The sequence below is a fragment of the Bacillus sp. NP157 genome, assembly GCA_018889975.1.
Taxonomy (GTDB): domain Bacteria; phylum Pseudomonadota; class Gammaproteobacteria; order Xanthomonadales; family Rhodanobacteraceae; genus Luteibacter.
This window is the reverse complement of record CP076546.1, coordinates 4,757,713-4,783,276: the sequence shown is the minus strand read 5'-3', so window position 1 is coordinate 4,783,276 and position 25,564 is coordinate 4,757,713. Positions and strand designations below refer to the sequence as shown.

The window sequence follows — 25,564 nt, the reverse complement described above, 5'->3', positions numbered from 1 at the left end:
TTAGCGGATGGACTTGGGGTCCTGCTTGTCCTTCAGGGCGGAGCACAGGAGGATCGACTCGCTGGTCTGCGCGAGGCCGCGTTCGGCACCGCTGACCTGGCCCATGCGCGGCTTGAAGAAGGCGTTGAGGCGGTCGGCCTCGGCCTTCGAGCAGCCACCCTGTGCACCGAGCGCCGGGAGCTTGCCGCCGGCGAAGCTGCCGGTGCGGGCGACGATCTTGTCGTAGTTGGTGGTGAACCACTGCCACACGTCGTCACGCGACTTCTCGCTGTCGCGGCCGCCCATCAGCACCATCGCCATCTCGCCGACCTTGACGTCCTTGCCCAGGGCGAAGTCACGCGCCTTGTTGGCAACCGCCACGTCGTTGGAATCGCCCAGTGCCGCGAGCATCGCATTGCGCTTGGCCGGGTCGGAGGTCTTCGGGATCTCGGCGATCAGTGCATCCACCGCCGGGGCACCGTGCTCCTGCACGGACACGCTGAGCGCGTTGGCGAGCAGGTCCGGATCGGCGGCGTCGAGGTCGAGGCGGCCATCCTTCAGCTTCAGCGCGGCATCGCCCTGCTTCAGCATCTCGGCACGCACGTCCTTGTCCGCGATGTCCTTGTCGGCGAGGAAGCCGACCAGCACGTTACGGGTAAGCGTGTCGTTGTCCTTCTCACCGGCCTTCTTGCGGAAGCCCAGCGAAGCCAGCTTCGGCTTGTAGGCATCGATGGCCCACTTGCGGAGCACGGCGCGCTGGGCGTCCGTGGTGGCTTCGTGGTCCATGATCCAGGTGAAGGTCGGCATCGGCGCGGTGAACACTTCGCGGGTGCTCGACGCGGTGACCGGCTTCAGCGCGGCGAGCACGTCGCCGGCATCGAGGTCGCCGTGCTGGAAGCCAGCGCGGACGGCATCGGCGTAGGCGAGCTGCTCGGCGTCGGTCAGCTTACCGACCACCTTGGCGAGGTTGGCGAGGTCAGCCTTGCTCTCGGCGAAGCGGTAGTAACCGCGGCCGTTCGCATTCGGCATCACCCACGCGTTCTTCGCCGCGCCGTCGAGCACGATGCTGCCTTCGGCCTGGTCGAAGATTTCGCACTTGACCTTGTCGCCACCGGCCACGGCGTAACGCACGCACATCGGCACGCCCCACACGCGGCTCGCATCACCGGTGCTGCCCAGCGGCAGGTAGCGGCTCTGCTTCACGTGCAGCACGGTCTTGCCGCCTTCGGTCTTCACTTCGGTGGTGACGTACGGCACGCCCGACTGGTCGAGGAAGCTGTTGAACGCCTTCTTGAACTGCTCACCCTGGCCCGCCGCTTCGGCGATCGAATCGACGAGGTCGTCGGCGGTCGCGTTGGCGAACTTGTGCTTCTGGATGTAGGCACGCATGCCCTTCTGGAACACCGGCTCGGAGACATAGCCTTCGAACATGCCCAGCACGGCCGCACCCTTCTGGTAGGTGATGCCGTCGAACGCGGTTTCGATATCGCCGTTACCGGTGATTTCCTGGCGGATCTTGCGAGCGCTGACCAGGCTGTCGTTGTTCATCGCACCCTGCGCACCGCGGACGCGGTCGAGGTCGGCGCGGTATTCCGGGTGAACCTTCTGCGTGACCTTCTGCTGCATCCACGTGGCGAACGCTTCGTTGAGCCACAGGTCGTTCCACCAGGCCATCGTCACGGTGTCGCCGGTCCACTGGTGGGCCAGCTCATGCGCGTTGACGTTGAACGAACCACGCACGTAGTTCGCGGCCGAATCCGCATCGATCAGCAGCAGCCAGTCGCGGAAGGTGACCAGGCCGGCATTCTCCATCGCGCCCGCGCTGAAGTCCGGCGCGGCGAGCAGGTCGAGCTTGTCGAACGGATAGCCGAAACCGTAGTACTCCTCGAGCGTGTGGATGATCGAGTTGGTCTCGCCCAGCACGTGCTGCATGCGGTGGCCTTCGCCCTTGGCGGCGATGCCGCGCAGCGGGGTGGCGGTGGTGCGGTATTCGGTCGGCGCGATGTCCGGGCCCTTCACCACGTCCCACGGGCCAACGGCGAACGCGACCAGGTAGGTCGGCAGCGGCTTGGTGGTCGAGAACGTGAGGGTCTTCCAGCCGGCGCCGGCCTTCTCTTCCTTCACCTGCGCGGTGTTGGCCACGCCCTGGTCGTCGGCCGGGATGGTCAGGCTGATGTCATAGGTGGTCTTGAAGCGCGGTTCGTCGAAGCCGGGGAACGCGTAGCGAGCCGAGACCGGCTCCATCTGCGTCATGGCGTACGGGATGCCTTCGTGCGAGACCTTGTACAGGCCCTGCAGCTGCTTGTTCAGCGGCGCGCTGAAATCGATGGCGACGGTGACTTCGCCTTCCAGCTTCGCACCGAGGTCGAGGCGGGCGACGCCTTCCTTCTCGGCGGCGACGGTGTACTTACCGTTGTGCTTCTTGCCGGCGGCGTCGGTGACGACGACCTTGGAAACCTTCAGCTCCTTGCCGTGGATCCAGACGAAGTCGGACGGCTGGGTGAGCTTGATCTTGATGACCGTGGAGCCGGAATAGTCTTCCTGCTTGGGGTCGACCTTGAAGGCGAGCTTGTAGCTCTCGGGCTGGGCCCAGTCCGGCAGGTGGCCAAGGGGAGGCGCGGCGTCCGTGCCGGCGGCGAGCGCGGCGCCACAGCAGGCGGCGAGCGCAGTGAGAATGAGGGGACGGACGAAACGACGCATGGCAGGTGGGACTCCCTGTGGATAATCCCGCCCATCCTGCGGAGAGGGGTGACCTTCGACACAGTGCCGGAAGGCACCCCCTGGATGCCGCAGCGCGTCAGGCCTCGACGATCGGCTTGAACCCGCCCCAGAACATCCGCTTGCCGTCGAAGGGCATGGACTTGGGGTCCATGTACTTCGCAAGTCGCGGATCTTCCATCACTTTCTTCATGATCCGATCGCGGTCGCGGCGGCTCTTGTAGACGATCCAGGAGAACACCACGACCTCGCCCGGCTTCAGTTTCACGGCCTGCGGGAAAGAGGTGACCTTGCCGGGTTTGACGTCGTCGGCCACGCATTCGGTGTAGGCCAGCGCCCCGTGGTCCATCCAGACCTTCGCGCCAACCCTGGCCATCTTCTTGTAATCGGCCAGGCGGTCTTCCGGCACCGGCATGACGAAACCATCGACATAGCTCATGGCACACCCTCCGCGATAGGTAGGGTGAGCATCGCCCAAAACCCGCCACGAAGCATCAGCCGGCGGCTTCGGCCTGCTCGAGGACCACGGCCACGGCGTGGATCACCGAAGCGATGCGCACGGCGCTCTGGATGCCCTGGACGGTGACGCCGCCGTCGCGCAGCACCTTGTCGTGCGAGTCGATGCACATGCCGCAGCCGTTGACGGCCGAGACGGCGAGCGAGACCAGCTCGAAGTCATTCTTCGCATCGCCCTTGTAGGCGCCGATGACGTTCATGCGCAGCTTGGCCGGCATGGTTTCGTACTCGGGGTGCGAGACCAGGTGCTGGAAGCGGTAATAGATGTTGTTCATGCCCATGATCGCGGCCGAACCCTTGGCGGCGGTGATCTGCTCGGGCGTGGCGTGCTCGGCGGCGAACACGGCGACCGCTTCGGTCAGCGGCTTGAAGCGCGCGGCGAATGCCGAGCCCAGCGCGACCATGGCGATCTGCGCCTTGTTCAGGCCCGGTGCGCCGGCTTCGCTCAGCACGGAATCGAGGTTGAGCTTCAGGTCCTTGGCATATTCGGGAAGCTGGCTGCGGAGATCGGCAATGCTCATCGGTGTGCTCCAGGTCGTAATCGGGGGAAAGGAATGGGGCGCGGAATGGCTCGGAGCGGGGGCACCGGTTCACGCGGGATGCGCTGGGGGCGCATCGGGGGGGGTGTACTGGGATAGGGTGCCCGCGCCGCGCGGGGTGGAGCTATGCGGCGCGGGACTTTGACTTGCGGGGCTTAGGCGACCTTGAGGGTCTCTTCGCCGGCCTTCCAGTTGCAGGCGCACAGCTCGTCGGTCTGCAGGGCGTCGAGGACGCGCAGCACTTCGTCCGGGTTACGGCCAACCGAACCGGCGGTGACGTAGGCGAACTGGATCTCGCCGTTCGGATCGACCAGGAAGGTGGCGCGCTGGGCGACGCCGTCGTTGGTCAGGATGCCGAGAGCCGAGGTCAGCTCCTTCTTGATGTCCGCGAGCATCGGGAACTTGAGGTCCTTCAGGTCGGCGTGGTCCATGCGCCATGCGCGGTGGACGAACTCGCTGTCGGTCGACGCGGCCAGGATCTGGCAATCACGGTCGGCGAACTGCTCGTTGAGGTCGCTGAAACCCTTGATCTCGGTCGGGCAGACGAAGGTGAAGTCCTTCGGGTAGAAGAACACGAGCTTCCACTTGCCCTCGTACGACTTGTCGGAGATCGTGGTGAAAGCGTCTTCGATCTTGTTGGCCAGCGGGCCGCCGTCGACGGCCAGGAGGTTGAATTCGGGGAACTTATCGCCAATGGTCAGCATGGATCGACTCTCCAGAGTGAGGGTTGGTGTAAACACGAGGGATCGCCTGGGGAAGCGATCAATAAAGCTAGGTTATCGAACCGGGTTCGATATCTCAAATCGATTGTAGACATAGGTGTGATAGTCTGCGGCTATCGCAACGTGCCGCGAGACCGTCCCATGAACCTTCGAGACCTATCCTACCTCGTCGCCCTTGCCGAGCACCGCCACTTCGGCCGGGCCGCGGAGGCGAGCTTCGTCAGCCAACCCACCCTGTCCACGCAGATCAAGAAGCTGGAGGACGAGCTGGGCGTCGCGCTGGTCGAACGCACCCCGCGCAAGGTGCTGCTGACCGAGACCGGCCGCGAGATCGCCCGCCGCGCCCGTGGGGTGCTGTCGCAGGTGGAGGAGATCAAATCGATCGCCCAGCGCACCCGCGACCCGGAGTCCGGGACGATCCGCCTCGGCATCTTCCCCACCCTGGGGCCCTACCTGCTCCCCCACGTCATTCCCCTGCTACGCGAGCGCTTCCCGCGGCTGGAGCTGTTGCTGCGCGAGGAGAAGACCGAGCAGGTGCTGCACATGCTGCGCGAAGGCACCCTGGATGCCGGCATCCTCGCCCTGCCCGTCCACGACGATTCGCTGCACACCGAATTCCTGTTCGAAGAACCGTTCGTGCTGGCCGTCCCCAGCGGCCACCCGCTGGCCAGCCATCATCGCCTGCGCATGGACGACCTTTCCGAGCAGAACCTGCTGCTGCTGGAAGACGGCCACTGCCTGCGCGACCAGGCGCTGGAGGTCTGCCACATGGCCGGCGCCGGCGAGAAGACCGGCTTCCGCGCGACCAGCCTGGAAACCCTGCGCCAGATGGTTTCGGCCAACGTCGGCATCACCCTGCTGCCCAGCCTCGCCGTGCAGCCGCCGGTCGCCCAGTCGGCCAACGTGCACCTGATCGAATTCGAAGACCCCGCGCCGAGCCGCCGGATCGCTATGCTGTGGCGCAAGAGTTCGGCGATGACGCCGTTCTTCGAGGCCCTGGCCGAGCTGGTCAGGGGTATCCCGGCCGAGCTGTTCAACACCCATGGATGCGCCACCGGTCAACCGGGTGGGGCGTCGAACGTTGCCCTCCCGACCCCCTGACGGTTTTTGTCCATGCGCGTTTGGCTCGTCGCCCTGCTGCTCGTCCTGTCGAGCTGGGGTGGCTACAACTGGTGGCGGCACAGGCCGGTGCATGACGCGCCCGGCATCGTCGCGGGCGATGAACCGGACCAGGAAGACATCCCCCGTGGCACCGAACTGTCGCGTGGCCACTTTCGGCTGGAGCCGCGGGCGAAGTTCGCCATGAGCGGACGCGTGCTGTCGCGCGAGGACTACCAGCTGGACGACCTGGCGCCGATCGCACCGACCGACCTGGCGATGGGCTGGGGCCGGATGTCCGACTCGGCCGTGCTGGACAAGATCCGCATCTCCCAGTCGAACCGCTTCTACTTCTGGTACACCGACAACTTCCCGATCCCGCGCCACGAGATCGAGGATTCCAGCGCCAACATGCACATGATCCCGGCCAACGACACCGCCGCCCGCCAGCTGCGCGACGTGCGCCAGGGCGAAGTGGTCCACTTCGAAGGCTTCCTCGTCGACATCAAGCGCGACGACGGCTGGCACTGGGACACCTCGCTGACCCGCGAAGACACCGGCGCCGGTGGCTGCGAGATCGTGCTGGTCGAGAGCATCAGCGAAGAAAAGCCCGCCCGGGCGGCTCAGTAAGCGACGGGCTCAGTAAGCGACCAGGGCATGCAACGGGGCGTCGCCGCTCCAGCGCGCGCGGCCGGCCAGGCCACCCAGTTCGATCACCACGCTGGCACCCATCACCTCGGCGCCCAACCGCTCGACCAGGCGGCGGCCGGCATCCAGCGTGCCGCCGGTGGCGAGCACGTCGTCGACGATGATCACGCGCTCACCCGGCGACAGGGCCTCGGTGCCGATCTCCAGGCGATCCAGGCCGTATTCCAGCCCGTAATCCATGCCGACCACCGGCGGCGGCAGCTTGCCGGCCTTGCGGATCGGTACGAAGCCGGCCCCCAGTGCCTGGGCCATGGCCGCGCCGAAGATGAAACCGCGCGATTCGATCCCGCAGACGGCGCGGATGCCCTGGCCACGCCAGGGCGCGCAAAGCGCGTCGATGCACTGGGCGAACGCCGACGCGTCGGCGAGCAAGGGCGTGATGTCCTTGAACATGATGCCGGGGCGCGGGAAGTCGGGAACGTCCCGGATAAGCTTGAGTAGGGGCTGCATGCGGGGAACCTACCCCGCCCCACCGCCCGGCGGCAAGCATCGCGGGCGCAGGAACGGTAAACTCGGACGTTTGCCGCGCCCCTACCCCAGAGCCACTCGACGATGTCTACCGAAACGCCCGTCCTGCAGCAGCACTTCATCCGCCAGATCGTCCGCGACGACCTGGCCTCCGGCAAGCACACGGTGATCCACACCCGCTTCCCGCCGGAGCCGAACGGCTACCTGCACCTGGGGCATGCCAAGTCCATCTGCCTGAACTTCGGCCTTGCCGGGGAGTTCGCGGGCACCTGCAACCTGCGCTTCGATGACACCAACCCGTCGAAGGAAGACATCGAGTACGTCGAGTCGATCCAGCGCGACGTGAAGTGGCTCGGCTTCGAGTGGGCCGAACTGCGCCACGCCTCGGACTACTTCGAGGTGTTCTACCAGTCGGCGCTGAAGCTGATCCGCCTGGGCCTGGCGTACGTCGACGACCTCTCGGCCGAGGAAGTGCGCGAATACCGCGGCACCCTCACCGAGCCGGGCCGCAACTCGCCCTACCGCGACCGCTCGGTGGAAGAAAACCTCGACCTGTTCCAGCGCATGCGCGCCGGCGAGTTCGCCGACGGCAGCAAGACGCTGCGCGCGAAGCTCGACATGGCCTCGGGCAACATCAACCTGCGCGATCCCGCGTTGTACCGCGTACGCAAGGTGCACCACCAGAACACCGGCGATGCGTGGCCGATCTACCCGATGTACGACTTCGCGCATTCGCTGTCGGACGCGGTGGAAGGCATCACCCATTCGCTGTGCACGCTGGAATTCGAAGACCACCGCCCGCTGTACGACTGGTGCGTGGATAGCGTCGACCTCGCCAACGATCCGGCCCTGTGGAGTTCGCTGGTCGCCGCCGGCCTGCCCACCGTGCCGAGCAAGCCGCGCCAGATCGAGTTTTCGCGCGGCAACCTCAACTACACGGTGATGAGCAAGCGCAAGCTGATCACGCTGGTCTCGGAAAACCTGGTCGATGGCTGGGACGATCCGCGCATGCCGACCGTCGCCGGCGTGCGTCGCCGCGGTTTCACCCCGGCAGGCATCCGCCTGTTCTGGGAACGCATCGGCGTGAGCAAGCAGAACAGCACCATCGACATGAGCGTGCTGGAAGGCTGCGTGCGCGAAGACCTCGACGCGAAGGCGCCGCGTCGCCTCGCCGTGATCGATCCGCTCAAGCTCACCATCACCAACCTGCCGGCCGCGCACGCCGAGACGCTCACCTTCCCGAACCACCCCAAGGACGAAAGCTTCGGTTCGCGCAGCGTGCCGTTCTCGCCCGAGCTGTGGATCGAGCGCGAGGATTTCGCCGAGGTGCCGCCGAAGGGCTTCCATCGCCTCACGCCCGACGGTGAAGTGCGCCTGCGTGGCGTCGGCATCGTGCGCTGCGACGAACTGGTCAAGAACGACGCCGGCGACGTGGTCGAACTGCGTTGCACCCTCGACCTCGAATCGCGCACCGGCATGCCCGGCTCCGACCGCAAGGTGAAGGGCACGATCCACTGGGTCAGCGCGCGCGACGCCGTGCCGGCGGTGGTCCGCCTCTACGACCGCCTGTTCGACGCGGCCGATCCGGACGACGACACCGACGGCAAGACCTACAAGGATCACCTGAACCCCGACTCGCGTCGCGTGGTGCACGGTTTCGTCGAGCCGGCCGCCGCCGGCGCGGAGCGCGAAGACCGCGTGCAGTTCGAACGCCTTGGCTTCTTCGTCGCCGACATGCACGACCACACGCACGCTGCCCCGGTGTTCAACCGCGTGGTGACGCTGCGCGATTCGTGGGCGAAGCAGTCCTGATGTTGTACGCACAGGTCCACCTCACCCTGCCGGCCTGGGTCCACGACGCCGTGGACGCATCGGTGGCGTATGCCGGTGACGAAGCCAAGGTCGGCCTCGCCATCGCGTTGTCCGCGCAGAACGTGGATGCCGAGACGGGTGGCCCGTTCGGCGCCGTGGTGTTCGACGGCAACGACCGCATCGTCGCCGTCGGCGTGAACCGCGTCGTGCCGCAGAGCTGCTCGGTGGCGCACGCCGAGATGATGGCGTACATGCTCGCGCAGCAGCGCCTGCAGCGTTTCCGCCTCAACGAAGACGGCAGCGCGTTCACCCTCGCGACCAGCTCGCAGCCGTGCTGCCAGTGCTACGGCGCCACCGTGTGGGCAGGCATCGACACCTTGCTGATCGGCGCACGCGCCAGCGACGTCGAGGAACTCACCCCGTTCGACGAAGGCCCGCTGCCGGCGGACTGGGTGGGTGAACTCGAGCGCCGCGGCATCGCCGTGCGCCGTGACATCCTGCGCGACGACGCGCGCACCGTACTGCGCCACTATGGCGAAATCGGCGCCGCCTACTGAGGCTACGCCCGGCCGCGGGCGCGCCTGGCGCGCCGCGCTGCCGCTTGTCCTGCTGGTGCTGCTCGGTGCCGGCGTGATCGGCAGTGGCGTGCTGCGTGAAGTGGACGCGTCGCACGTCGTCCACGGAAGCGGGTCGCTGCGGGCCCTGGTCGGCAGCTACCCGCTGGGGTCGCGCATCGGCTTCACCGTCGCCCTCGCCGTGGCCATCGCCACCGGCGTCCCCGGCACCATCGTGCTGGTCCTGGCCGGTGGCCTGCTCTTCGGCATCGCCGAGGGCACCGCGCTGGGCTCGGTCGCCCTGGTGGCAGGGTCCGCCGCGCTGTTCGCGGCCAGCCGCCACGCCTTCGCCGCGGGCACCCGCGCACCGCCCGCCTTCGCCACCCGCCTGCGCGAACGCTACCTGCGCCATCCCGTGCGGCACACCTTCGCCCTGCGTTTCGTCCCGGTGGTGCCGCTCGGTGCGATGACCGTCGCGCTGGCCTGGCTGCGCTGCCCGTGGTGGCTGTTCCTCGCCGCCACTTGGGTCGGCGGCACGCTCTCCCTCGCCATCGAAAGCGCGATCGGCGCCGGGCTGGCCGACACCCTCGGCCGCGGACCGCTGACCGCCGCCAGCCTGGTCAACGGACGGCTGCTCGTTCCACTGGCCCTGTTCGTCGTGGTCGCCGCCGTGCCGCCGCTGGTCCAGGCCTGGCGCGAGCGCCGCCGCGGCTGACGCCGGACGCCATCGAACTGCGCTAGGCTAGCCGCGCACGCCTCCGGGGGCGGCGGGGGGACACGCATGCGCGATTTGTCGGCTTCATGGCTGGAAAGGGTGTGGCGCCGCACGTCGCTCGTGCAGCGCCTGACCTGCGTGGCCCTGGCCCCGACCGCCATCGCCGCCGTGCTGCTGGTCACCCTGCTTACCCGGCACCAGATGGACACCCTGCACGAGATGGGCCGCTCCACCGCCGATGCGATCGCGCAGCAGGCCGCCACCGTCTCTGGCGATGCCCTGCGCGGCGAGCAACGCCGGGAGCTGGGGCGCATCGCCCAGTCCATCGTGCAATTGCCGCAGGTGGCCCGCGTGCGGATCTCCGACCGCGATGGCGAGATCCTCGCCGACCGGGTCAACGGCTCGGTCGAGGACGATGACAGCCTCACGGTCTCGCGCGACGTGCTCGACCCGACCAGCCGCCGCGTGCTGGGCTCGGTCACGGTGGATGTCAGCGTGGAAGACGCCGTGGCCGCACAGCGCGCCAGCGTGCACAACGCGCTGGTCTGGCTGACGCTGAGCCTGCTCATCGCCATCATGATCGGCTGGTCGGCCGCGCGCTGGATGAGTGCGCCGTTGCGCAACCTCGCCATCGCCGTGCGCCAGCTTGGCCTGGGTGACCGCACGGTGGTCGTGCCGGTCACCGACGACACGGAAATCGGCGACCTGCAGCGTGGCTTCAACGGCGCGGCCTCGAAGCTCCTGCACGCGCAGATCGGCATGGAGCGCGAGATCGCCACCGCGACCGACGAACTCGCTCGCAAGAACGCCGCGCTGGAAGCGGCCAGCGTGGCGAAGGCACGCTTCCTCGCCGCCGCCTCGCACGACCTGCGCCAGCCGCTGTATGCGCTGACCCTGTTTTCATCGGGCCTTGCCGTGGATGAGTTCGATCCGGTGCGGCTCAACCGCATCGCGCACATCCAGGAATGCGTCGAATCGCTCGATCATCTTTTCAGCGAACTGCTCGACCTTTCGCGGCTGGATACGGGCGCGATGAAGCCGGTGCCACGCGACATCTCGATGGACGAGGTGTTCGAAGAAGTCAGCGTCAACTTCCGCATGGTCGCCGAACAGCACGACCTGCGCCTGGTGGTGCGCACAACCGACCTGTGGGTGCACGGCGACCGCACGATGCTGGCGCGCATCCTCAACAACCTGGTGAGCAACGCGCTGCGTTACACGCGTTGCGGTGGCGTGCTGGTGGCGGCGCGCAAGCGCGACGACGGCACCGTGCGCATCGACGTGTGGGACACCGGGCTGGGCATCGCCCGCGAGCACGTGCCGCATATCTTCGACGAGTTTTACCGGGTGGAAAGCGGGCCGGAAGCCGGCCGACCGGAAGGCACCCGCCGCGGCCTCGGCCTGGGCCTGTCCACCGTGCAACGCCTGGCCGTGTTGCTGGGCACCCGGGCCACCGTGGTCTCGCGCCCCGGCAAGGGCAGCGTGTTTTCTATCACCCTGCCCGAAGTGCGGCCGAACCCCGTGCCCGAGGCGCCGCCGACCCCGATGGCCGAGCCGGGCATGCCCCGCGACGTGGCCGGCATGCGCGTGCTGGTGATCGACGACGAGCCCAGCATCCTCGCCGGCATCAGCTACCTGCTCGGCAGCTGGGGCTGCGAGGTGATGACCGCCGAGGACGCGCAGCAGGCGATGGAGGCCGTGCACCTGTGGATGCAGCCGCCGGACCTGGTGATTTCCGACCTGCGCCTGCGCGAAGGCACCGGGCTGGACGTGTTGTCCCTGCTCGATCGCTATTACCGCCGCCGGCCGGGCGACCCCCCTCCGTTCGCGCGCGTACTGATCACCGGCGAAACCCGCAGCGACTTCCTCGCCAGCGTGGATACCAGCACGACGCAGGTCCTGTACAAGCCAGTCTCCCCCGAACGGCTCCACGATGTAATGGTTTCCGCATGGTCTGTCCATCATGCAGCCGTCTGAGCCTAATGGCCTGCTTGCCGCGGCGAGCAGGTGGGGCTATGGTCTTTTGAACGGGGATGCTCGTGGCAGTGCGAGCGGAGGAGTGGCATGCGAGTTTTGATCGCGGACGATCATCGACTCATCATCGAGGGCGTGAAGCTTAAGCTTCGCGAACTGGGTGACGACGTCGAATTCGTCGAGGCTGAAACAGTGGCGGCGCTTCGCGCCCTGCTGGCGAATACACCCCTTCCCGACGTGGCCCTCATCGACATGGCGATGCCCGGTGCCGATGGCGTCGAGCACATCAAGGATGCCGTGGCGGCGCTGCGTGACCCCAGCGACGACGGCACCTCGCGTGCGCGCCCCGTGGTGGTGCTCTCGGGCACCGAAGACCCCAGCGCCATCCGCCACGTGCTGGACCTCGGCGTCCAGGGTTATATCCCCAAATCCTCGCCACCCGACGTCATCCTCAATGCGGTGCGGCTGGTCGTGGGCGGCGGCATCTACGTGCCCCCCGAAGCCATGAAGGCCGCCTCCACGGCGCCGATGGCCCCGGCATTCGCCACCCTCGGCGGCGACGGCCTCACCACCAAGGAACGACTGGCGACGGTGCTGACCGACCGCCAGATCGATGTCCTGAAGCTGCTGGCCAAGGGTCGCCCGAACAAGCTGATCGCCCGCGAGCTGGGCATCAGCGAGGGCACGGTCAAGATCCACCTCGCCGCCATTTTCCGCGCGCTGCATGTGCGGAACCGGCTCGAGGCCCTGGTGGCGGCACAACACCTCGGCGACTGACGCACGACACGGTTTTACCCGGGCGCCGGCGTAGGCTGGTACCCGGATGGGCACGGAGCGCCTGGGGGGAGCGGTTAACCACGAGGCGGTCGCATGCGCGCAGGCAGGGCAGGCACGACCAGGACGGGTGCGGGTAGTTGGCTGGTGGCATGGCTGCTGGTGTTGCTCTGCGCGTGCCCCACCGCCGCGCTGGCCCGTGGGTCAGGCGCGGGTCCCGGCACCGACATCGATCCGAACGCCCCGCTGACCTTCGGCATCCTGCCGATCGGCGGCCCCGCCGAGTCGCTCGAAGCCTGGCGTCCGATGCTGGACGACCTGCACAGCGCCATCGGTCGCCCGGTGCGCGCCGTCTCCGTCACCACCTATGAAGGCATCGCCCAGGCGATCAGCGAGCAGCGCGTCGACATCGCCTTCCTTTCCGGCCGGCTCGCCCTCGACGCGGTGGTCGGCCAGAACATGCAGGTGATCGGCCAGCTCACCCGCGGCGACGGCTCGAAGGGCTATTACGCCGTGTTGCTGGTCGCCACGGACTCGCACATCGGCACCCTCGACCAGCTGTTCGCCCGCCCCGGCCAGTGGCGATTCGCCCGTGGCGAGGCACTGTCGGTCTCGGGCTACCTTGTACCGGAGACCCAGTTATTCGCCGCCCGCGGGGTGGATTCGGACACCTTCTTCGCCAAGGTGCACGTCGACAACCACCAGAACAACGCCCTGGCCGTGGCCAACGGCGAGGTGGACGTGGCGACCAACAACACCGCCGACCTCGAACGCTTTCAGCAGCACTTCCCCGAGCAGTACGCGCGGCTGCGCATCCTGTGGAAGTCCTCGCTGATCCCACACGCCGTGATCGTGATCCGCAACGACCTGCCGCCTTCGCTGCGGGAGAAGGTGGCCGCCTTCATCACCAGCTACGGCAAGGGCAAGGACGGCGGCCGACAGGAAGCCAACCTGAAGATGATCCACGACATCAGCGGCTTTGCCGCGGCCACCAATGCCTGCCTGGTGCCGTTCGCCGACATCGAGTATTCGCTGGAAAAGCGCCGCGCCACCACCGCGCAATGGGTAAGCGAGAGTGCCCGCGAAGCGCGCTTCTCGAAGATCCAGGCCGACCACGACACACTGGTTGGCCGACTCCGCGGGAAATAGGCCCCATCGGCCAAAAGGCCTATGCCATAGGGCTTAGCTCCCCTTGGCTATCGCGCCGCGAACGGGCGTTTCATAGATTCGTCATGAAACCCCGTCGTCGAAGGCCGCTGCATGAACGCGTCATCCACCCCGCCCGGCCGTTCGCCGTCGAGCGAGCGGCAGGTCCGGAAGGGCCTGTTGCCGCTGGCGATGGTGGCGCTCGCGCTGGCGGCGACGCTGGGCGTGATGCACTTGCGCAGTATTTCGCTGGAGGCGCGCAACATCGCGCGGATCCAGGCGGTGCGGCTGGCGGGCCTGGTCGGTAGCAACCCGGCGGACGATGCGACGCGCGACACGCTGGCACGTGCGCTGTCGCGCAGCTCGCCAACCGCACAGGTCATCCTGCACCGGCTCGAAGGCCCTGCCCTGGTGATCGACAGCGGGCGCCCACTGGATGCGCGTCGGCAGATGCATGTGCGTGTACCGACGGCGCTCGGTGAACTGGAAACCATTTCGGATACGTCCGCGCTGCGCGAGCGGCGTCTTGCGGCCACGCTGATGATGTTGCTGCTCGGTGGTGGCGTCGTCGCGGTGTACCTCGCCAGTCGACGGCTGCTCGAGCGCGATGTGTTCGCACCCGCCGATGAGCTGAAGGCACGCATCGACGCGGAGTTGCGCCAGCGCAACGATCGCACGGCGGGCGATGCGGCATCGATGGAAGCGGCGGTCGGTCGCCTGCTTGGCGAGCTGGCCGAACTGCGTGCCGTGCACCAGGCCGATCGCACCGAAGCGTTCCGCCAGCGCATGCAGGAGATGGCGCGGCAGACCCGTTTCATCGAGCAGCTGGGCGATCATTTCCGCCAGCCCTTGCAGGCGCTGTCGCTGTTCGTCGGTGGCATGCAGCCGGGCGACGACCTGCGCCAGCGTGCGGTGCAGGGGCAGATGCGCACCAACATCACCCGGCTGCACGAATTGCTCGAAGGCCTGCTCGACATGGCTCGCTTCGACGCTGGCGCCATCGAGGCGGCGAGTGGCGAGCTGATCGCGGCCGACCTGTTCATGCGTGCGCGCGACGCCATCGCCAACGACGCCGAGCGGCTCAACGTCAATATCCACTGGCGTGGTGGCAGGATTCCACTGCGCGGCGACGCCAACCTGCTTGCCGAGCTGCTGCACCGGCTGGTCTCCAATGCGGTGATCGGCACGCCGCATGGGCGGGTGCTGGTGGCCGTGCGCCGGCGCGGCCGCGACATCCGGCTGGAAGTGCGTGACAACGGCATGGGCATCGAGCCGGCGCAGCAGGAACGCGTGTTCGACGAGTTCACCCGCCTGCCCGGCCATCCTGGCCTGGGCCTCGGCCTGGCCGTGGCCCGGCGCATCGCCGACGTGGTCGGCGGCACCATCGGCGTGCGTTCCAGCCCGGGGCGCGGCACCCTGTTCTGGGTCCAGCTCGATGGCGCGGCGGCCGGATTGCCAGCGCGCGCACGCGAGACGGTGAGCCATCACACCGCCTTGTGACACACGCCGCGCGTTACCCCTGTGCCTGACGCCGGGACCGGCGTAACCTTTCGCCACCGAAGCGTCGAGGATTGCGGTCGTGGCGAGCGTCAACTGGTCGGATACCGCGCCCGTGGTGGCATTCCTTGGCGTCTTCGCGGGGGCCATCGGGCTGCCCGTGCCGGCCATGCCGACGCTGATCGTGGTCGGCGCGACCCTGGTCACCGCACGCGACCCGTTACTGATCATGGCCACCTTCGTCGGCGCCCTGGCCGGGGCCTTCGCTGGCGATACGGCGTGGTTCCTCACCGGCCGCCGGTTCGGCTACCGGGTGCTGGATGGCCTGTGCCGGATCTCGCTGTCGCCGGACACCTGCGTGCGCCGGGCCAGTGGGTTCTTCGAGAAGCGCGGCGTGAAGTTGCTGCTGGTGTCGCGCTTCATCCCCGGCCTGTCGCTGGTGGCGATCCCGATCGCCGGCGCGGGCGATACGCGCTTCAGCCGGTTCACGGTCTATGACCTCGCTGGCGCCGCGCTGTGGATCTCGGTGGGCCTGTCGGTGGGCATGCTGTTCTACCGGCAGATCGACGCCGTGCTGGGCGTGCTGCGCCAGTTCGGCGTGGGCCTTGCCGCCCTGGCAGCCATCGGCCTGGTGCTGTGGGTGCTGTTCCGCTACACCCGGCGCAGCCTGCTGATCTCGCGGCTGCGCAAGAGCCGGATCTCGGTCGACGAGCTGGCCGTGCTGCTGGCCAATGACCCGGGCGCGCTCATCGTGGACGTGCGCAGCCTGTCCAACCGCCGGGACGACCCGTTCGTCATCCCCGGTTCGCGGCTGTTCGACATGACCACCGCGGAGGCCGACCTGGCCACCCTGCCGCACAACACGGCCGTGGTGATCTACTGCTCGTGCCCCAACGAGGTCTCGGCCGCCAAGGTCGCCGAGCGCCTGACCAAGCTGGGCTATGCGAATGTCCGCCCGCTGACCGGCGGCATCGGGGCCTGGCGCGAGGCCGGGCGCGACGTCGAGGCGATCGTCCTGGGCACCTGAACCCCGCTCGGGTTGTGCCGCCCCCGCCAGCCCACTAAACTACGCGGCTCCTTGCGCATGGGTCGTTAGCTCAGTCGGTAGAGCAGCGGACTTTTAATCCGTAGGTCGACGGTTCGAGTCCGTCACGACCCACCATCGCGCCACACTCCCTTCCGTTTCCCCTACACGCCGCGTCGGCATTTCGCCGCCTACGCCGAGCGTTATGCCTGCTTTCCGCACGAACACCAGCCGTTACCGTAGCCACCACTTGCTACCTAACGCGGCCGGGGTGCGCCATGAACTGCGTCAAACAAGGGATCGATCAGTGAACGCAGGCAGAGGGCGCCGGATCGCGCCCGTCGAAGGGCTAACGCGCGATCAGTTGGTAGTCGAAAACGGCGTGCTCCGCGGCCGGGTCGAGGCATTGGAAAAAGCGTTGAAGCATGCGTGGCTTGGCGCGGTCCTGAGGTCATTGATTCGTGGCGCAACGTGTGTCGCGTCCCTGTGGGCTTTGGCGTACTACCTGGCGGGCAAGACCACCCACCTGACCGCCTATGTCGACGCAAAAGTGTCTAGTTCCCTGCTGAAGGAGGTCTTCGCGACGCTCGGACCGCCCTGGTGGCTTCTTTCAGCCCTTTTGCTGGCCCTTCTCGTGTCGGGAGGCATCAACGTGAGGTATCGGCGCGCCGTCAGGAATCAGGCCGATCGCCTGGGTGGCTCGCCAGCGACACGAGCGGCATACGCGGTTACTGCAAGAGCCGAGCGCGGCGTTTCCAGCACCAGAGACACCAACGAGAGGAGAAACCTGTGACCGTCCTCGTCATTGCACTGATCTACATCGCTTCGCTAGCTATGGTCGCGTACACGTTGTTCGTGGAGCTTCCGCGATCCGCCGTGGTCCAGGCCCGGATCAACCTGCTCTTGCTCCAGCGCGAGCTGTCGGCAATGCGAGCGAGCGCTACCCTTCAGGTCAGTGGTCGCGCGTACATCGTGCGCCGCCGTTTACTCGGTTGTCTCATCCGACACGCGAACGATGTCACCGCGGCGCGCTATTGCTTCACTCGCCTCTCGCGAACAAACGCCCGGATCCGAAACGAAAAGAACCTGCGCGAGGCTCTGGCGAATTCCGTAAGGCATTTGCCGCGAGCCACGGTGCACGAACTGACGTCGATCGAACAGCGCGCTTACGCTGAGATCCTCCTGCTGATGGTCCGCAGGTCCATTCTGGCGACGGTCCTGCTGTGGCCCGTAAGGCTCTTTGCTACCACCGCCCGGCGGAATCCGGGGGCGGCTTCTCAGGCGTAATGCGTGGGGTCGGCGACGCCAGCCATGGCGAAGCCTTCCGCGCGCAGCCGGCAGGCATCGCAGTGGCCGCAGGCACGGCCCTGGGCGTCGGCCTGGTAGCAGCTGACGGTCGCGGCGAAGTCGACGTCGAGACGCATGCCTTCGCGGACGATGTCGCCCTTGCCCATCGCCATCAGCGGCGCGTGGATGCGGATGCCCGCCCCTTCCACGCCGGCCTTCGTCGCGACGTTTGCGAGCGTCTCGAATGCTTCGATGAAGGCGGGACGGCAATCCGGGTAACCGGAGTAGTCGACGGCGTTCACGCCGCAGAAGATGTCGGCGGAGCCGAGCACTTCGGCCCAGCCCAGGGCGATCGAAAGCATGATGGTGTTGCGCGCCGGCACGTAGGTGACCGGGATGCCTTCGCCACCCTCTTCGGGGACGTCGATATCGGCCGTGAGTGCCGAACCGCCGATGCTGCGCAGGTCGACGTGGACGACCTTGTGCTCCACGGCGCCGAGCATCTTCGACACGCGCTCGGACGCTTCGAGCTCGGAGTTGTGGCGCTGGCCGTAGGCGACGCTCAATGCGTACACGTCGAAGCCTTGCTCGCGGGCCATGGCGATCGTCACCGCGGAATCCATGCCGCCGGAGACGAGGACGACGGCCTTGCGGGTGGGGTTCGTTGCATTCATGGGCATAACCTTCGTATCAGTGGCCGGCGGCGTCGTTCCACAGCAGCTTGTGCAGCTGCAGCTGGAAGCGCACCGGCAGGCGTTCTTCAATGATCCATTCGGCCAGCTCGCGCGGCTCGACGTTGCCCCACACGGGCGAGAACAGCACCATCGCCTTACGGTCGAGGGCATGCTCGCGCACGGTGTCGCGCGACCATTCGAAGTCGGCGCGGCTGGCGATGACGAACTTGACCTGGTCGTGCGGCAGCAGGTGGTCGAGGTTAGACCACAGGTTGCGCGCGCTTTCGCCCGAACCGGGCGCCTTCAGGTCCATGACCTTGCGTACGCGCGGATCCACCTCGGAGACGTCCAGCGCCCCCGAGGTTTCCAGGGAGACCTCGTGGCCGGCGTCGCAGAGCTTGCGCAGCAGGATCTGGCAGCGCTTCTGCGCCAGCGGCTCGCCACCGGTCACGCAGACATGGCGCGCGCCGTAGCTGGCGACCTCGGCGACGATGGCGTCGATGTCGTGCCACTGGCCGCCATGGAAGGAGTATTCGGTATCGCACCACACGCAGCGCAGCGGGCAGCCGGTGAGGCGCACGAACACGGTGGGCCAGCCGATCGCGTCGGCCTCGCCCTGCACGGAGTGGAAGATCTCGGTAATCCGCAGGCGCTCCCTAACGGGCGCTGCCGGCGAGACGTCCGCCGGGGTTGCGGTGCTGCCGTTCATGGGATCAGTTGGCCGTCTGGCGCTGCAGGCGGCGCAGGCGTTCCTGTGCAAGGCCGGCGGCCTTGGTGCCCGGATACTTCGCCGAGACCTGCTTGAGGGTCGCGATGGCGGCGTCCTGCTGCTTCAGTTCGATCTGGCAATAACCCACCTTGAGCAGGCCGTCGGAGACCTTGTCGCTCTGCGGGTAATTCTTCACCAGGCGCTGGAACGCTTCGATCGCGACCGGGTAGTTCATGGTCACGTAGTACGACTCGCCCAGCCAGTAATAGGCGTTGGGCGCGAGCGGGCTGTCCGGGTACTTCACGAGGAAGTCGCGGAAGCCACGCGACGCGGTGACGTAATCGCCGCCACGCAGGGACTTGAACGCGGTGTCGTAGGCGGTCTGTTCCGCCGGCGTCGTGGCGGCCGGGGCGGCGCCAGTGGCGGCCGGGGCCGGACCCGCGGGAGCGGCGGCCTGCTGCGGCGCACCAGCCGCGGGCGGTGCGGCGGCGGGGTTGCCAACGGGCGCGGCGGCCGCCGGCTGGCCGGCGGGTGCCCCACCCTTTTCGAGACGACCCATGCGCGAATCCATGTCCGCGTACTGGGCCTTCTGGGAATCCTGGAGTTGCTGGTTCTGGTGTTGCAGCTCTTCGATCTGGCCCTGGAGCTGGGCGACCTGTTGCTGCAGGTCGTTGACCTGGTTCACCAGTTGCGTCGTGCCCGAATTGGACTGGTTCTGCTGCTCGAGCCGCGCGACACGGTCGGCGAGGCTGAGGCGATCCTGGGCGAATGCCGGGCACGCAAAAAGCGTGGCGGACGCAAGTGCGCCCGCCACGCCAAGCCTGGCCGTGAAACTGTTAGCCAGAGACTTTTTCATTACTTCGCGGTGTAGACGATCTCAACGCGACGGTTCTTGGCCCAGCAGTCTTCGTTGTGCTCTTTGCACGTCGGCTTTTCCTTGCCGTACGAGGTCACGTTGACCTGGCCAGCCGAACCGCCAGCAGCCTGGAGGGCGCTGGAGACGGCATTGCCACGGCGCTCGCCGAGGCCCAGGTTGTACTCGCGGGTGCCGCGCTCGTCGGTGTTACCCTCGAGGGTCATGGCCGACTGCGGACGGTCCTGCAGGTACTTGGCGTGGCAAGCGATGATCTGCTGGAATTCCGGCTTCACGTCGTTCTTGTCGAAGTCGAAGTACACGACGCGCTGACGGAGGCAGGCATCGGTATCGAGGTCAGACGGCTGGTACTTGCCATCGTTGGTCGGCGCGGTCTGGGTAGCGACCGGCTGGGTTTCCTGCACCGGGGCAGGCTTGGTGTTCTTCTTTGCACACGCAGCAGCACCCACGCAGAGCAGGGCAGCCAGGGTGACGGTAACGGTCTTATTCATGGGACGTTCCTTCAACAGTTGAGTTCCGACAGTCTATTTACGGTATTCGGGACAGACACCGCCGGTTGTCCGGCTGTTTTTCTACTTGCTTCCACGTTGACGGGGCGCTGTCCCGCACCCTACGCCCTCGCTCCGTCGGCCGCTTGTGGGCGATCGCCGGTTGTTCCTTCATTCTGTCGTCCGCAGGAAAGGCGCGGACCATGCCGCGCCTTTCCCCGGGACGTTGCCAATGTCGCGGCCCCAGGGCGCGCCATCAACGCTGTCGATAAGGTCCCCACGACGGCTCGCGCACGTCACCATCCGAAAGGACGAGACGCTGGCGCACAAGGCCGTCCGCCGAAACCGCATAAAGGACGCCGCGCGTACCCTGCGATGCCGCATAGAGCAGCATGCTGGCGTTGGGCGCGAAGCTGGGCGAATCGTCCACGTTACCGGGGGAAACGAAGCGCACCTGCCCGCCCAGACTACGGTCCAAGATGGCGATACGATACACGTTCCCGTTGCCCTGCACCATCGCAATCTGCTTGCCGTCGAAGCTGACCGAGGCGCTGGCGTTGAAGCCGCCCTGGAAGGTGAGGCGCTGGGCGTTGCCGCCCGAGATCGAGGTCTGGTACAGCTGCGGCTTGCCCGAGCGATCCGAGGTGAAGATCAGGCTCTGGCCGTCCGGGGTGAAGGTCGGCTCGGTATCGATCGCGAAGTTGTTGGTCACCCGCGTTTCGGTACGGCTGGCAACGTCGATGATGAAGATCTCCGGGTTACCCACGTAGGACAGGCTCACTGCGAGCTTGCTGCCGTCCGGCGACCAGGCCGGGGCGGAGTTGATGCCCTTGGGGTGCGAAGCCACGAGGCTACGCGAGCCGGTGGAGATGTTCTGCACATACACGGCCGAATTGCCGCTTTCGAACGACACGTAAGCCAGCTTGTTGCCGTCCGGCGACCACGCCGGCGACAGCAGCGACTCGCGCGAGCGGGCCACGACCTGCGGGTTGAAGCCGTCCGAATCGGCGACGATCAGCGAATAAGTGGAGTTGTTGCCGGTCCCCACCGCCGTGACATAGGCGATGCGGGTCCAGAACGCGCCACGGACGCCGGTGATCTTTTCGTAGATCTGGTCGGCGATCTGGTGGGCCACGCCACGCAGGTCACCGGCCGGGGCCGTGAACGACTGGGCCAGCAGGCTCTGCTGGCGGTTCACGTCCCACAGTTCGTAGTCGACCTTGACCATGCCGCCACCGGCATCGCTCATGCGGCCGATGGTCAGGTAATCCTGCTTGAGCAGGCGCCAGGTCGCGAACTTGATGTCCGAACCCTGCGACGGGGTCTCGACGATGTCGGCCTTGTCCAGCGAGCGGAACTTGCCCGAGCGGTTGAAATCGGCGCGGATGACGTCCGCGACGTCGGTCGGCAGGGGCGCCCCGCCCGCCTGGGCAAAGGGCACGACGGCGATCGGCGTCGCCGTGGCTACGCCCTTGGCGATTTCCACGTTGAGCGACTGGGCGGCGGCAGGGCCGGCCACGAGGGCGGCCAGCGCCACGAGGGCGGCGGCGAATCGGAATATCGTCTTGCGCATGGGCTGATTCATTGCGACCTGAAAGGGGAAGTAGCGTCCCGGATGGTAAGGGGGCGCGGGTGAACCTGAATGACCTGAGTCTAAACGCCCTCGCGGCTATCCCACGTCGCGAGGGCACGTTCCATCATTAAGGCCTGAACGTGAAGGTGAGGTCTCGCTTGAAGACGTCCTCGAAGCCCTGGTACGGCAGCGGCTGGGCGCGCAACACGGCGTTCTCCAGAGACGCACGGCCCGGGCCGTCGAACGGACAGCTCGAGTCGACCTTCGCGCTGAGCACCTGGCCGCCAGGGATCTGGACGACGTGGACGATGCAGGCGCCAGTGCCGATGTTTTCCGGACGCAACCAGTTCTGGGTCACGGCGTTCTGGATGGCCGCGATGTAGGCGGCCTGCTTGCTGTCGTCCTTGCCGTTCTGGCCCGTCTGCGGCTTCTCCGCGAACGGCAGGTCTTCCCGACCGTCGTCCTTGGCATTGGCCAGGTCCTTGAGCTGCTGCTCAGCCTGCTTCTTCTTGGTGTCCGCCTGCTTCGTATTCGACTTGGCGGCGTCCAGCTGCTTGAAGATGTCGTCGATCTGCTTCTGCTTTTCCTTGCGCTTCTCTTCCTGGGCATCGAGTTCGGACTGGCGCTGGCGCTGCTGCTCTTCCTGCACCTTCTTGGCGTCCTCGGCCTTCTGCACGGCATCGTCGACGATCTTTTCCTGATCCTTGGGCGCAGGCGTCTTCGGCGGAGGCGGCAAGGTCTCGACCTTGGGCTTCTCCGGCTGGGGCGGGGTGGGCGTCGGCTGGGCGGGCGGCGGCGGCACGGTATTGGGCACCGGCTTCTGCGTGTGCTTGGGCGGCGGCGCGCCGGTCGGCCCGATCAGCACGGCCTCGATCGGCTGGCCCGGGAGCAGGATCGGTGCCTCGCACTTCAGCGGATTCCACTCACGGGGGATCCCGAGCTTGTCGCCCCACTCTTCCCAGAACGTGCACGAGGTGATCGCGAGCCAGAGGAAGGCCGCGATGCCAAGGTGCAGGACCGCGGCCCAGAAGACCGCGACAGGCGTGCCGTTACGGTTTTCCATTCTGCGCGGACTGCGGCTGGCTCATGAGGCCAATCTTGGAGATGCCCGCTTCCTGGAGGATCGGGAGGATCTGGTACACCTTGCCGTAGCCCACGCGGTCGTCGCCGGCGAGCAGGACCTGCAGCTCCGGGTTGGCGTCGTGGAACGCGGTGATCTTGGTCTTGAACTCGTCGATGCTGACCGGCTCGCGCTTGGTGCCGTTGGCGGTCAGGTAGATCTGGCCCTGCTCGTCGACCGAGACGACGACCGGATCTTTCTTGTCCTGCAAGGACTTGGCGTTGGTCTGCGGCAGCTGGATATCCACGCCGAGGTTCATCATCGGGGTGGTGACCATGAAGATGATCAGCAGCACGAGCATCACGTCGATGTAGGGCACGACGTTGATCTCGGACTTCAGCTTCCGCTTGTGGCGGCGGTAGACGTTACGCGTAGCCATGGCGCCGGCTCAGACCGCTTCGTCGGCGTGGATCTGGCGCTGCAGCACCGAGGAGAACTCTTCCTGGAACACCTCGTAGCGCGACGCGACGCGCTCCACCCGGGTGGCGAAGCGGTTGTAGGCCCACACGGCCGGGATGGCAGCGAACAGGCCCATCGCGGTGGCGATCAGCGCCTCGGAGATGTGCGGCGCGACCACCGAGATGGTGACGTCCTTCATTTCGCCCAGGCCCTGGAAGGCGCCCATGATGCCCCACACCGTGCCGAACAGGCCGATGTACGGGCTGATCGAACCGACGTTGGCGAGGAATTCCAGGTTCTGCTCGAGCTTGCCGATCTCGCGGGTGCCGGCCACACGCATGGCGCGCTCGGAACCTTCCATGATGCGGTCGGCGTCGGTCACCCGGCGCTGGCGCTGGCGGGCGAATTCGCGGAAGCCGGCCTCGAACACGTTTTCGATGCCGTGCTGGCCTTCGCGGTTACCCACTTCGCGGAACAGGGCGGCCAGGTCGGCGCCCGACCAGAAACGGTCCTCGAAGGTCTCGGCGTTGCTGTGGGCTTCGTTGAGCTGGCGGTACTTGCGGATGATGATCACCCACGACATGAACGAGAAGGCCAGCAGGAGCAGCATCACCAGCTGCACGGGCAGGCTGGCTTCGGTGACCAGCTTGAAAATGTTGAGTCCACCGTTCATTGCTTGAAGGCTCTCCGCCGGGTATCTGTGGCTTAGGTAAAGGGGAATTCGGAGGGGAACAGATCCGGGGGGATCTGGGCCGGGCGCATCGTATCGAGGTTGACGCACGCGACGCGCACCGTGGCGCGCAACAGCGTGGTATCCCCCCGCACGATCTCCTGACCGAACAGCATACTTGCTGAACGACGTTCTTTGACGGTTACGCTGACCAGGAGTTCATCATCCAGACGGGCCGCGCGCAGGAAGTCCAGGTGCATTTCGCGGACCACGAAGCCCAGGCCGATGGATTCGCGCAGGGCCAGCTGGTCGATCCCCTGGGCCCGCAGCCACTCGGTCCGGGCCCGCTCCATGAAACGCACGTAGCTGGCGTGGTAGACCACCCCACCCGCATCGGTGTCCTCCCAGTAGACCCGCACGGGCCATGCAAACAGGCTCATGGGGTGTCCTGGAACAGGTCCGGCGAGGCCGACTGGCGCGGCGGCGGGTTGAGCCCGAGGTGGCGCCAGGCCTTGGCCGAGGCCATCCGGCCGCGCGCGGTGCGGATCAGGTAGCCCTGCTGGATCAGGTAGGGCTCGACCACGTCTTCCAGGGTGCCGCGGTCTTCGCTGAGGGCGGCGGCCAGCGATTCCACGCCGACCGGGCCACCGTCGAAGTTCTCGATGATGATGCTGAGCAGGCGGCGATCCAGGTCGTCGAAACCCTGGGCGTCGACCTTGAGCATGTCGGTCGCGGCACGCGCCAGCGCGTGGGTGATCTTGCCGTCGCCGCGCACTTCCGCGTAATCGCGGACCCGGCGCAGCAGGCGGTTGGCGATGCGCGGGGTGCCGCGCGAACGCCGGGCGATCTCGATCGCGCCTTCCAGGTCGCACTCGATGCCGAAGATCTTCGCCGCACGGCGGACGATCGCGGTCAGCTCGTCCACGCTGTAGAACTCCAGCCGCTGGATGATGCCGAAGCGGTCGCGCAGCGGGCCGGTGAGCAGGCCGGCGCGCGTGGTCGCGCCAATCAGGGTGAACGGCGGCAGGTCCAGCTTGATCGAGCGGGCCGCGGGGCCCTCGCCGATCATGATGTCGATCTGGAAATCTTCCATCGCCGGGTAGAGCACTTCCTCGACCACGGGTGACAGGCGGTGGATCTCGTCCACGAAGAGGACGTCGTTGGCCTCGAGGTTGGTCAGCAGCGCGGCCAGGTCGCCGGCGCGCTCCAGCACGGGGCCCGAGGTGGAGCGCACATTGACGCCCAGCTCATTGGCGATGACATGCGACAGCGTGGTCTTGCCCAGGCCCGGGGGCCCGAAGATCAGCACGTGGTCGAGCGCACCCTGGCGACGCCGGGCGGCCTCGATATAGATGGCCATCTGCTCGCGCACCGTCTCCTGGCCGAGGTATTCGGCAAGGCGCTTGGGACGGATGCTGGCTTCCAGCGCGTCGTCGTCCATGGCGGCGGCGGCGGAAATGATGCGGTGCTCGGACATGGGGCGGATTATGGCACGGCCCCTGTAGGAGCGCGCCTGCGCGCGACCA

General features: G+C 67.0%; 27 protein-coding genes and 1 tRNA gene. 13 read left to right on the top strand and 15 right to left on the bottom strand.

Going from position 1 to position 25,564, the window contains the following annotated elements; all coding sequences use genetic code 11:
- The 4 genes from KPL74_21610 to KPL74_21595 all read right to left on the bottom strand — a co-directional run bounded on the left by KPL74_21610 (nucleotide 1) and on the right by KPL74_21595 (nucleotide 4,456).
- Nucleotides 1-2,679, bottom strand: a complete 2,679-nt coding sequence (locus KPL74_21610) for a M1 family metallopeptidase (protein ID QWT20326.1) — start codon at nucleotides 2,677-2,679, stop codon at nucleotides 1-3.
- A 97-nt stretch (nucleotides 2,680-2,776) separates the two neighbouring features.
- On the bottom strand, nucleotides 2,777-3,136 hold the full coding sequence (locus KPL74_21605; protein ID QWT20325.1) for a DUF1428 domain-containing protein: 360 nt from the start codon (nucleotides 3,134-3,136) through the stop codon (nucleotides 2,777-2,779).
- A 55-nt stretch (nucleotides 3,137-3,191) separates the two neighbouring features.
- Nucleotides 3,192-3,734 carry a carboxymuconolactone decarboxylase family protein gene (locus tag KPL74_21600; protein QWT20324.1) on the bottom strand — a complete coding sequence of 181 codons (543 nt, stop codon included), beginning with the start codon at nucleotides 3,732-3,734 and terminating at the stop codon, nucleotides 3,192-3,194.
- Nucleotides 3,735-3,907: 173 nt separating this feature from the next.
- Nucleotides 3,908-4,456 carry a peroxiredoxin gene (locus KPL74_21595; protein ID QWT20323.1) on the bottom strand — a complete coding sequence of 183 codons (549 nt, stop codon included), beginning with the start codon at nucleotides 4,454-4,456 and terminating at the stop codon, nucleotides 3,908-3,910.
- 159 nt (nucleotides 4,457-4,615) lie between these two features.
- On the opposite strand from KPL74_21595, the gene oxyR reads away from it, so the two are divergent.
- Together oxyR and KPL74_21585 are read left to right on the top strand one after the other, a co-directional pair.
- Nucleotides 4,616-5,575 (top strand): DNA-binding transcriptional regulator OxyR, encoded by a 960-nt coding sequence (gene oxyR, locus KPL74_21590; protein ID QWT20322.1) that lies wholly within the window; start codon nucleotides 4,616-4,618, stop codon nucleotides 5,573-5,575.
- A 12-nt stretch (nucleotides 5,576-5,587) separates the two neighbouring features.
- Nucleotides 5,588-6,202 carry a hypothetical protein gene (locus KPL74_21585; GenBank protein QWT20321.1) on the top strand — a complete coding sequence of 205 codons (615 nt, stop codon included), beginning with the start codon at nucleotides 5,588-5,590 and terminating at the stop codon, nucleotides 6,200-6,202.
- Nucleotides 6,203-6,211: 9 nt separating this feature from the next.
- Here KPL74_21585 and KPL74_21580 read toward each other — a convergent pair whose 3' ends face one another.
- A complete protein-coding gene (locus tag KPL74_21580; protein ID QWT20320.1) occupies nucleotides 6,212-6,730 on the bottom strand; it encodes an adenine phosphoribosyltransferase in 519 nt (172 codons plus the stop codon).
- A 102-nt stretch (nucleotides 6,731-6,832) separates the two neighbouring features.
- Between KPL74_21580 and KPL74_21575 the strand changes: the two genes are divergently transcribed.
- The 11 genes from KPL74_21575 to KPL74_21525 all read left to right on the top strand — a co-directional run bounded on the left by KPL74_21575 (nucleotide 6,833) and on the right by KPL74_21525 (nucleotide 17,531).
- On the top strand, nucleotides 6,833-8,560 hold the full coding sequence (locus tag KPL74_21575; protein ID QWT20319.1) for a glutamine--tRNA ligase/YqeY domain fusion protein: 1,728 nt from the start codon (nucleotides 6,833-6,835) through the stop codon (nucleotides 8,558-8,560).
- Complete coding sequence (locus KPL74_21570; GenBank protein QWT20318.1) at nucleotides 8,560-9,117, top strand: nucleoside deaminase; 558 nt, start codon at nucleotides 8,560-8,562, stop codon at nucleotides 9,115-9,117. The genes KPL74_21575 and KPL74_21570 overlap by 1 nt, the downstream gene beginning before the upstream one ends.
- Nucleotides 9,092-9,829: a VTT domain-containing protein gene (locus KPL74_21565; protein ID QWT20317.1), complete on the top strand. Its 738-nt coding sequence runs from the start codon at nucleotides 9,092-9,094 to the stop codon at nucleotides 9,827-9,829. The genes KPL74_21570 and KPL74_21565 overlap by 26 nt, the downstream gene beginning before the upstream one ends.
- Nucleotides 9,830-9,895: 66 nt before the next feature.
- Nucleotides 9,896-11,806: a response regulator gene (locus KPL74_21560; protein QWT20316.1), complete on the top strand. Its 1,911-nt coding sequence runs from the start codon at nucleotides 9,896-9,898 to the stop codon at nucleotides 11,804-11,806.
- Nucleotides 11,807-11,893: 87 nt separating this feature from the next.
- Nucleotides 11,894-12,580 (top strand): response regulator transcription factor, encoded by a 687-nt coding sequence (locus KPL74_21555; GenBank protein ID QWT20315.1) that lies wholly within the window; start codon nucleotides 11,894-11,896, stop codon nucleotides 12,578-12,580.
- A 93-nt stretch (nucleotides 12,581-12,673) separates the two neighbouring features.
- Entirely contained in the window at nucleotides 12,674-13,726 is a 1,053-nt protein-coding gene (gene phnD / locus KPL74_21550; GenBank protein ID QWT20314.1) for a phosphate/phosphite/phosphonate ABC transporter substrate-binding protein, read from the top strand.
- 111 nt (nucleotides 13,727-13,837) lie between these two features.
- On the top strand, nucleotides 13,838-15,223 hold the full coding sequence (locus KPL74_21545) for a HAMP domain-containing histidine kinase (protein QWT20313.1): 1,386 nt from the start codon (nucleotides 13,838-13,840) through the stop codon (nucleotides 15,221-15,223).
- 79 nt (nucleotides 15,224-15,302) lie between these two features.
- Nucleotides 15,303-16,247, top strand: coding sequence for a VTT domain-containing protein (locus KPL74_21540; GenBank protein ID QWT20312.1), 945 nt, complete (start codon nucleotides 15,303-15,305; stop codon nucleotides 16,245-16,247).
- Nucleotides 16,248-16,306: 59 nt separating this feature from the next.
- A tRNA-Lys gene (locus KPL74_21535) sits at nucleotides 16,307-16,382 on the top strand.
- Nucleotides 16,383-16,551: 169 nt separating this feature from the next.
- Nucleotides 16,552-17,037 (top strand): hypothetical protein, encoded by a 486-nt coding sequence (locus KPL74_21530; protein ID QWT20311.1) that lies wholly within the window; start codon nucleotides 16,552-16,554, stop codon nucleotides 17,035-17,037.
- Nucleotides 17,034-17,531: a hypothetical protein gene (locus tag KPL74_21525; protein QWT20310.1), complete on the top strand. Its 498-nt coding sequence runs from the start codon at nucleotides 17,034-17,036 to the stop codon at nucleotides 17,529-17,531. Before KPL74_21530 ends, KPL74_21525 begins: the two co-directional genes overlap by 4 nt.
- Here KPL74_21525 and queC read toward each other — a convergent pair.
- The 10 genes from queC to ruvB all read right to left on the bottom strand — a co-directional run bounded on the left by queC (nucleotide 17,522) and on the right by ruvB (nucleotide 25,515).
- Nucleotides 17,522-18,205 carry a 7-cyano-7-deazaguanine synthase QueC gene (queC, locus tag KPL74_21520; GenBank protein ID QWT20309.1) on the bottom strand — a complete coding sequence of 228 codons (684 nt, stop codon included), beginning with the start codon at nucleotides 18,203-18,205 and terminating at the stop codon, nucleotides 17,522-17,524. The two genes, KPL74_21525 and queC, sit on opposite strands and share 10 nt — an antisense overlap.
- A gap of 16 nt (nucleotides 18,206-18,221) precedes the next feature.
- The gene (queE, locus tag KPL74_21515; protein ID QWT20308.1) at nucleotides 18,222-18,914 is read right to left on the bottom strand and encodes a 7-carboxy-7-deazaguanine synthase QueE; all 693 of its coding nucleotides are present in this window, start codon (nucleotides 18,912-18,914) and stop codon (nucleotides 18,222-18,224) included.
- Between the two features lie 4 nt (nucleotides 18,915-18,918).
- The gene (ybgF, locus tag KPL74_21510; GenBank protein ID QWT20307.1) at nucleotides 18,919-19,770 is read right to left on the bottom strand and encodes a tol-pal system protein YbgF; all 852 of its coding nucleotides are present in this window, start codon (nucleotides 19,768-19,770) and stop codon (nucleotides 18,919-18,921) included.
- Nucleotides 19,770-20,279: a peptidoglycan-associated lipoprotein Pal gene (pal, locus tag KPL74_21505; protein QWT20306.1), complete on the bottom strand. Its 510-nt coding sequence runs from the start codon at nucleotides 20,277-20,279 to the stop codon at nucleotides 19,770-19,772. Before pal ends, ybgF begins: the two co-directional genes overlap by 1 nt.
- Nucleotides 20,280-20,532: 253 nt before the next feature.
- A complete protein-coding gene (gene tolB, locus KPL74_21500) occupies nucleotides 20,533-21,849 on the bottom strand; it encodes a Tol-Pal system beta propeller repeat protein TolB (GenBank protein ID QWT20305.1) in 1,317 nt (438 codons plus the stop codon).
- Nucleotides 21,850-21,976: 127 nt separating this feature from the next.
- Nucleotides 21,977-22,912, bottom strand: coding sequence for a cell envelope integrity protein TolA (locus tag KPL74_21495; GenBank protein ID QWT20304.1), 936 nt, complete (start codon nucleotides 22,910-22,912; stop codon nucleotides 21,977-21,979).
- The gene (gene tolR / locus KPL74_21490) at nucleotides 22,899-23,348 is read right to left on the bottom strand and encodes a protein TolR (GenBank protein QWT20303.1); all 450 of its coding nucleotides are present in this window, start codon (nucleotides 23,346-23,348) and stop codon (nucleotides 22,899-22,901) included. The genes KPL74_21495 and tolR overlap by 14 nt, the downstream gene beginning before the upstream one ends.
- Before the next feature lie 9 nt (nucleotides 23,349-23,357).
- A complete protein-coding gene (tolQ, locus tag KPL74_21485; protein ID QWT20302.1) occupies nucleotides 23,358-24,041 on the bottom strand; it encodes a protein TolQ in 684 nt (227 codons plus the stop codon).
- A 32-nt stretch (nucleotides 24,042-24,073) separates the two neighbouring features.
- Nucleotides 24,074-24,478: a tol-pal system-associated acyl-CoA thioesterase gene (gene ybgC, locus KPL74_21480; GenBank protein QWT20301.1), complete on the bottom strand. Its 405-nt coding sequence runs from the start codon at nucleotides 24,476-24,478 to the stop codon at nucleotides 24,074-24,076.
- Nucleotides 24,475-25,515, bottom strand: coding sequence for a Holliday junction branch migration DNA helicase RuvB (gene ruvB, locus KPL74_21475; protein QWT20300.1), 1,041 nt, complete (start codon nucleotides 25,513-25,515; stop codon nucleotides 24,475-24,477). Before ruvB ends, ybgC begins: the two co-directional genes overlap by 4 nt.
- Nucleotides 25,516-25,564 lie beyond the last annotated feature (49 nt).

Coding starts and splice junctions, on each gene's coding strand:
- KPL74_21610 (QWT20326.1), bottom strand. CDS start 2,679: ATGCGTCGTTTCGTCCGTCCCCTCATTCTCACTGCGCTCGCCGCCTGC.
- KPL74_21605 (QWT20325.1), bottom strand. CDS start 3,136: ATGAGCTATGTCGATGGTTTCGTCATGCCGGTGCCGGAAGACCGCCTG.
- KPL74_21600 (QWT20324.1), bottom strand. CDS start 3,734: ATGAGCATTGCCGATCTCCGCAGCCAGCTTCCCGAATATGCCAAGGAC.
- KPL74_21595 (QWT20323.1), bottom strand. CDS start 4,456: ATGCTGACCATTGGCGATAAGTTCCCCGAATTCAACCTCCTGGCCGTC.
- oxyR (QWT20322.1), top strand. CDS start 4,616: ATGAACCTTCGAGACCTATCCTACCTCGTCGCCCTTGCCGAGCACCGC.
- KPL74_21585 (QWT20321.1), top strand. CDS start 5,588: ATGCGCGTTTGGCTCGTCGCCCTGCTGCTCGTCCTGTCGAGCTGGGGT.
- KPL74_21580 (QWT20320.1), bottom strand. CDS start 6,730: ATGCAGCCCCTACTCAAGCTTATCCGGGACGTTCCCGACTTCCCGCGC.
- KPL74_21575 (QWT20319.1), top strand. CDS start 6,833: ATGTCTACCGAAACGCCCGTCCTGCAGCAGCACTTCATCCGCCAGATC.
- KPL74_21570 (QWT20318.1), top strand. CDS start 8,560: ATGTTGTACGCACAGGTCCACCTCACCCTGCCGGCCTGGGTCCACGAC.
- KPL74_21565 (QWT20317.1), top strand. CDS start 9,092: ATGGCGAAATCGGCGCCGCCTACTGAGGCTACGCCCGGCCGCGGGCGC.
- KPL74_21560 (QWT20316.1), top strand. CDS start 9,896: ATGCGCGATTTGTCGGCTTCATGGCTGGAAAGGGTGTGGCGCCGCACG.
- KPL74_21555 (QWT20315.1), top strand. CDS start 11,894: ATGCGAGTTTTGATCGCGGACGATCATCGACTCATCATCGAGGGCGTG.
- phnD (QWT20314.1), top strand. CDS start 12,674: ATGCGCGCAGGCAGGGCAGGCACGACCAGGACGGGTGCGGGTAGTTGG.
- KPL74_21545 (QWT20313.1), top strand. CDS start 13,838: ATGAACGCGTCATCCACCCCGCCCGGCCGTTCGCCGTCGAGCGAGCGG.
- queC (QWT20309.1), bottom strand. CDS start 18,205: ATGAATGCAACGAACCCCACCCGCAAGGCCGTCGTCCTCGTCTCCGGC.
- queE (QWT20308.1), bottom strand. CDS start 18,914: ATGAACGGCAGCACCGCAACCCCGGCGGACGTCTCGCCGGCAGCGCCC.
- ybgF (QWT20307.1), bottom strand. CDS start 19,770: ATGAAAAAGTCTCTGGCTAACAGTTTCACGGCCAGGCTTGGCGTGGCG.
- pal (QWT20306.1), bottom strand. CDS start 20,279: ATGAATAAGACCGTTACCGTCACCCTGGCTGCCCTGCTCTGCGTGGGT.
- tolB (QWT20305.1), bottom strand. CDS start 21,849: ATGCGCAAGACGATATTCCGATTCGCCGCCGCCCTCGTGGCGCTGGCC.
- KPL74_21495 (QWT20304.1), bottom strand. CDS start 22,912: ATGGAAAACCGTAACGGCACGCCTGTCGCGGTCTTCTGGGCCGCGGTC.
- tolR (QWT20303.1), bottom strand. CDS start 23,348: ATGGCTACGCGTAACGTCTACCGCCGCCACAAGCGGAAGCTGAAGTCC.
- tolQ (QWT20302.1), bottom strand. CDS start 24,041: ATGAACGGTGGACTCAACATTTTCAAGCTGGTCACCGAAGCCAGCCTG.
- ybgC (QWT20301.1), bottom strand. CDS start 24,478: ATGAGCCTGTTTGCATGGCCCGTGCGGGTCTACTGGGAGGACACCGAT.
- ruvB (QWT20300.1), bottom strand. CDS start 25,515: ATGTCCGAGCACCGCATCATTTCCGCCGCCGCCGCCATGGACGACGAC.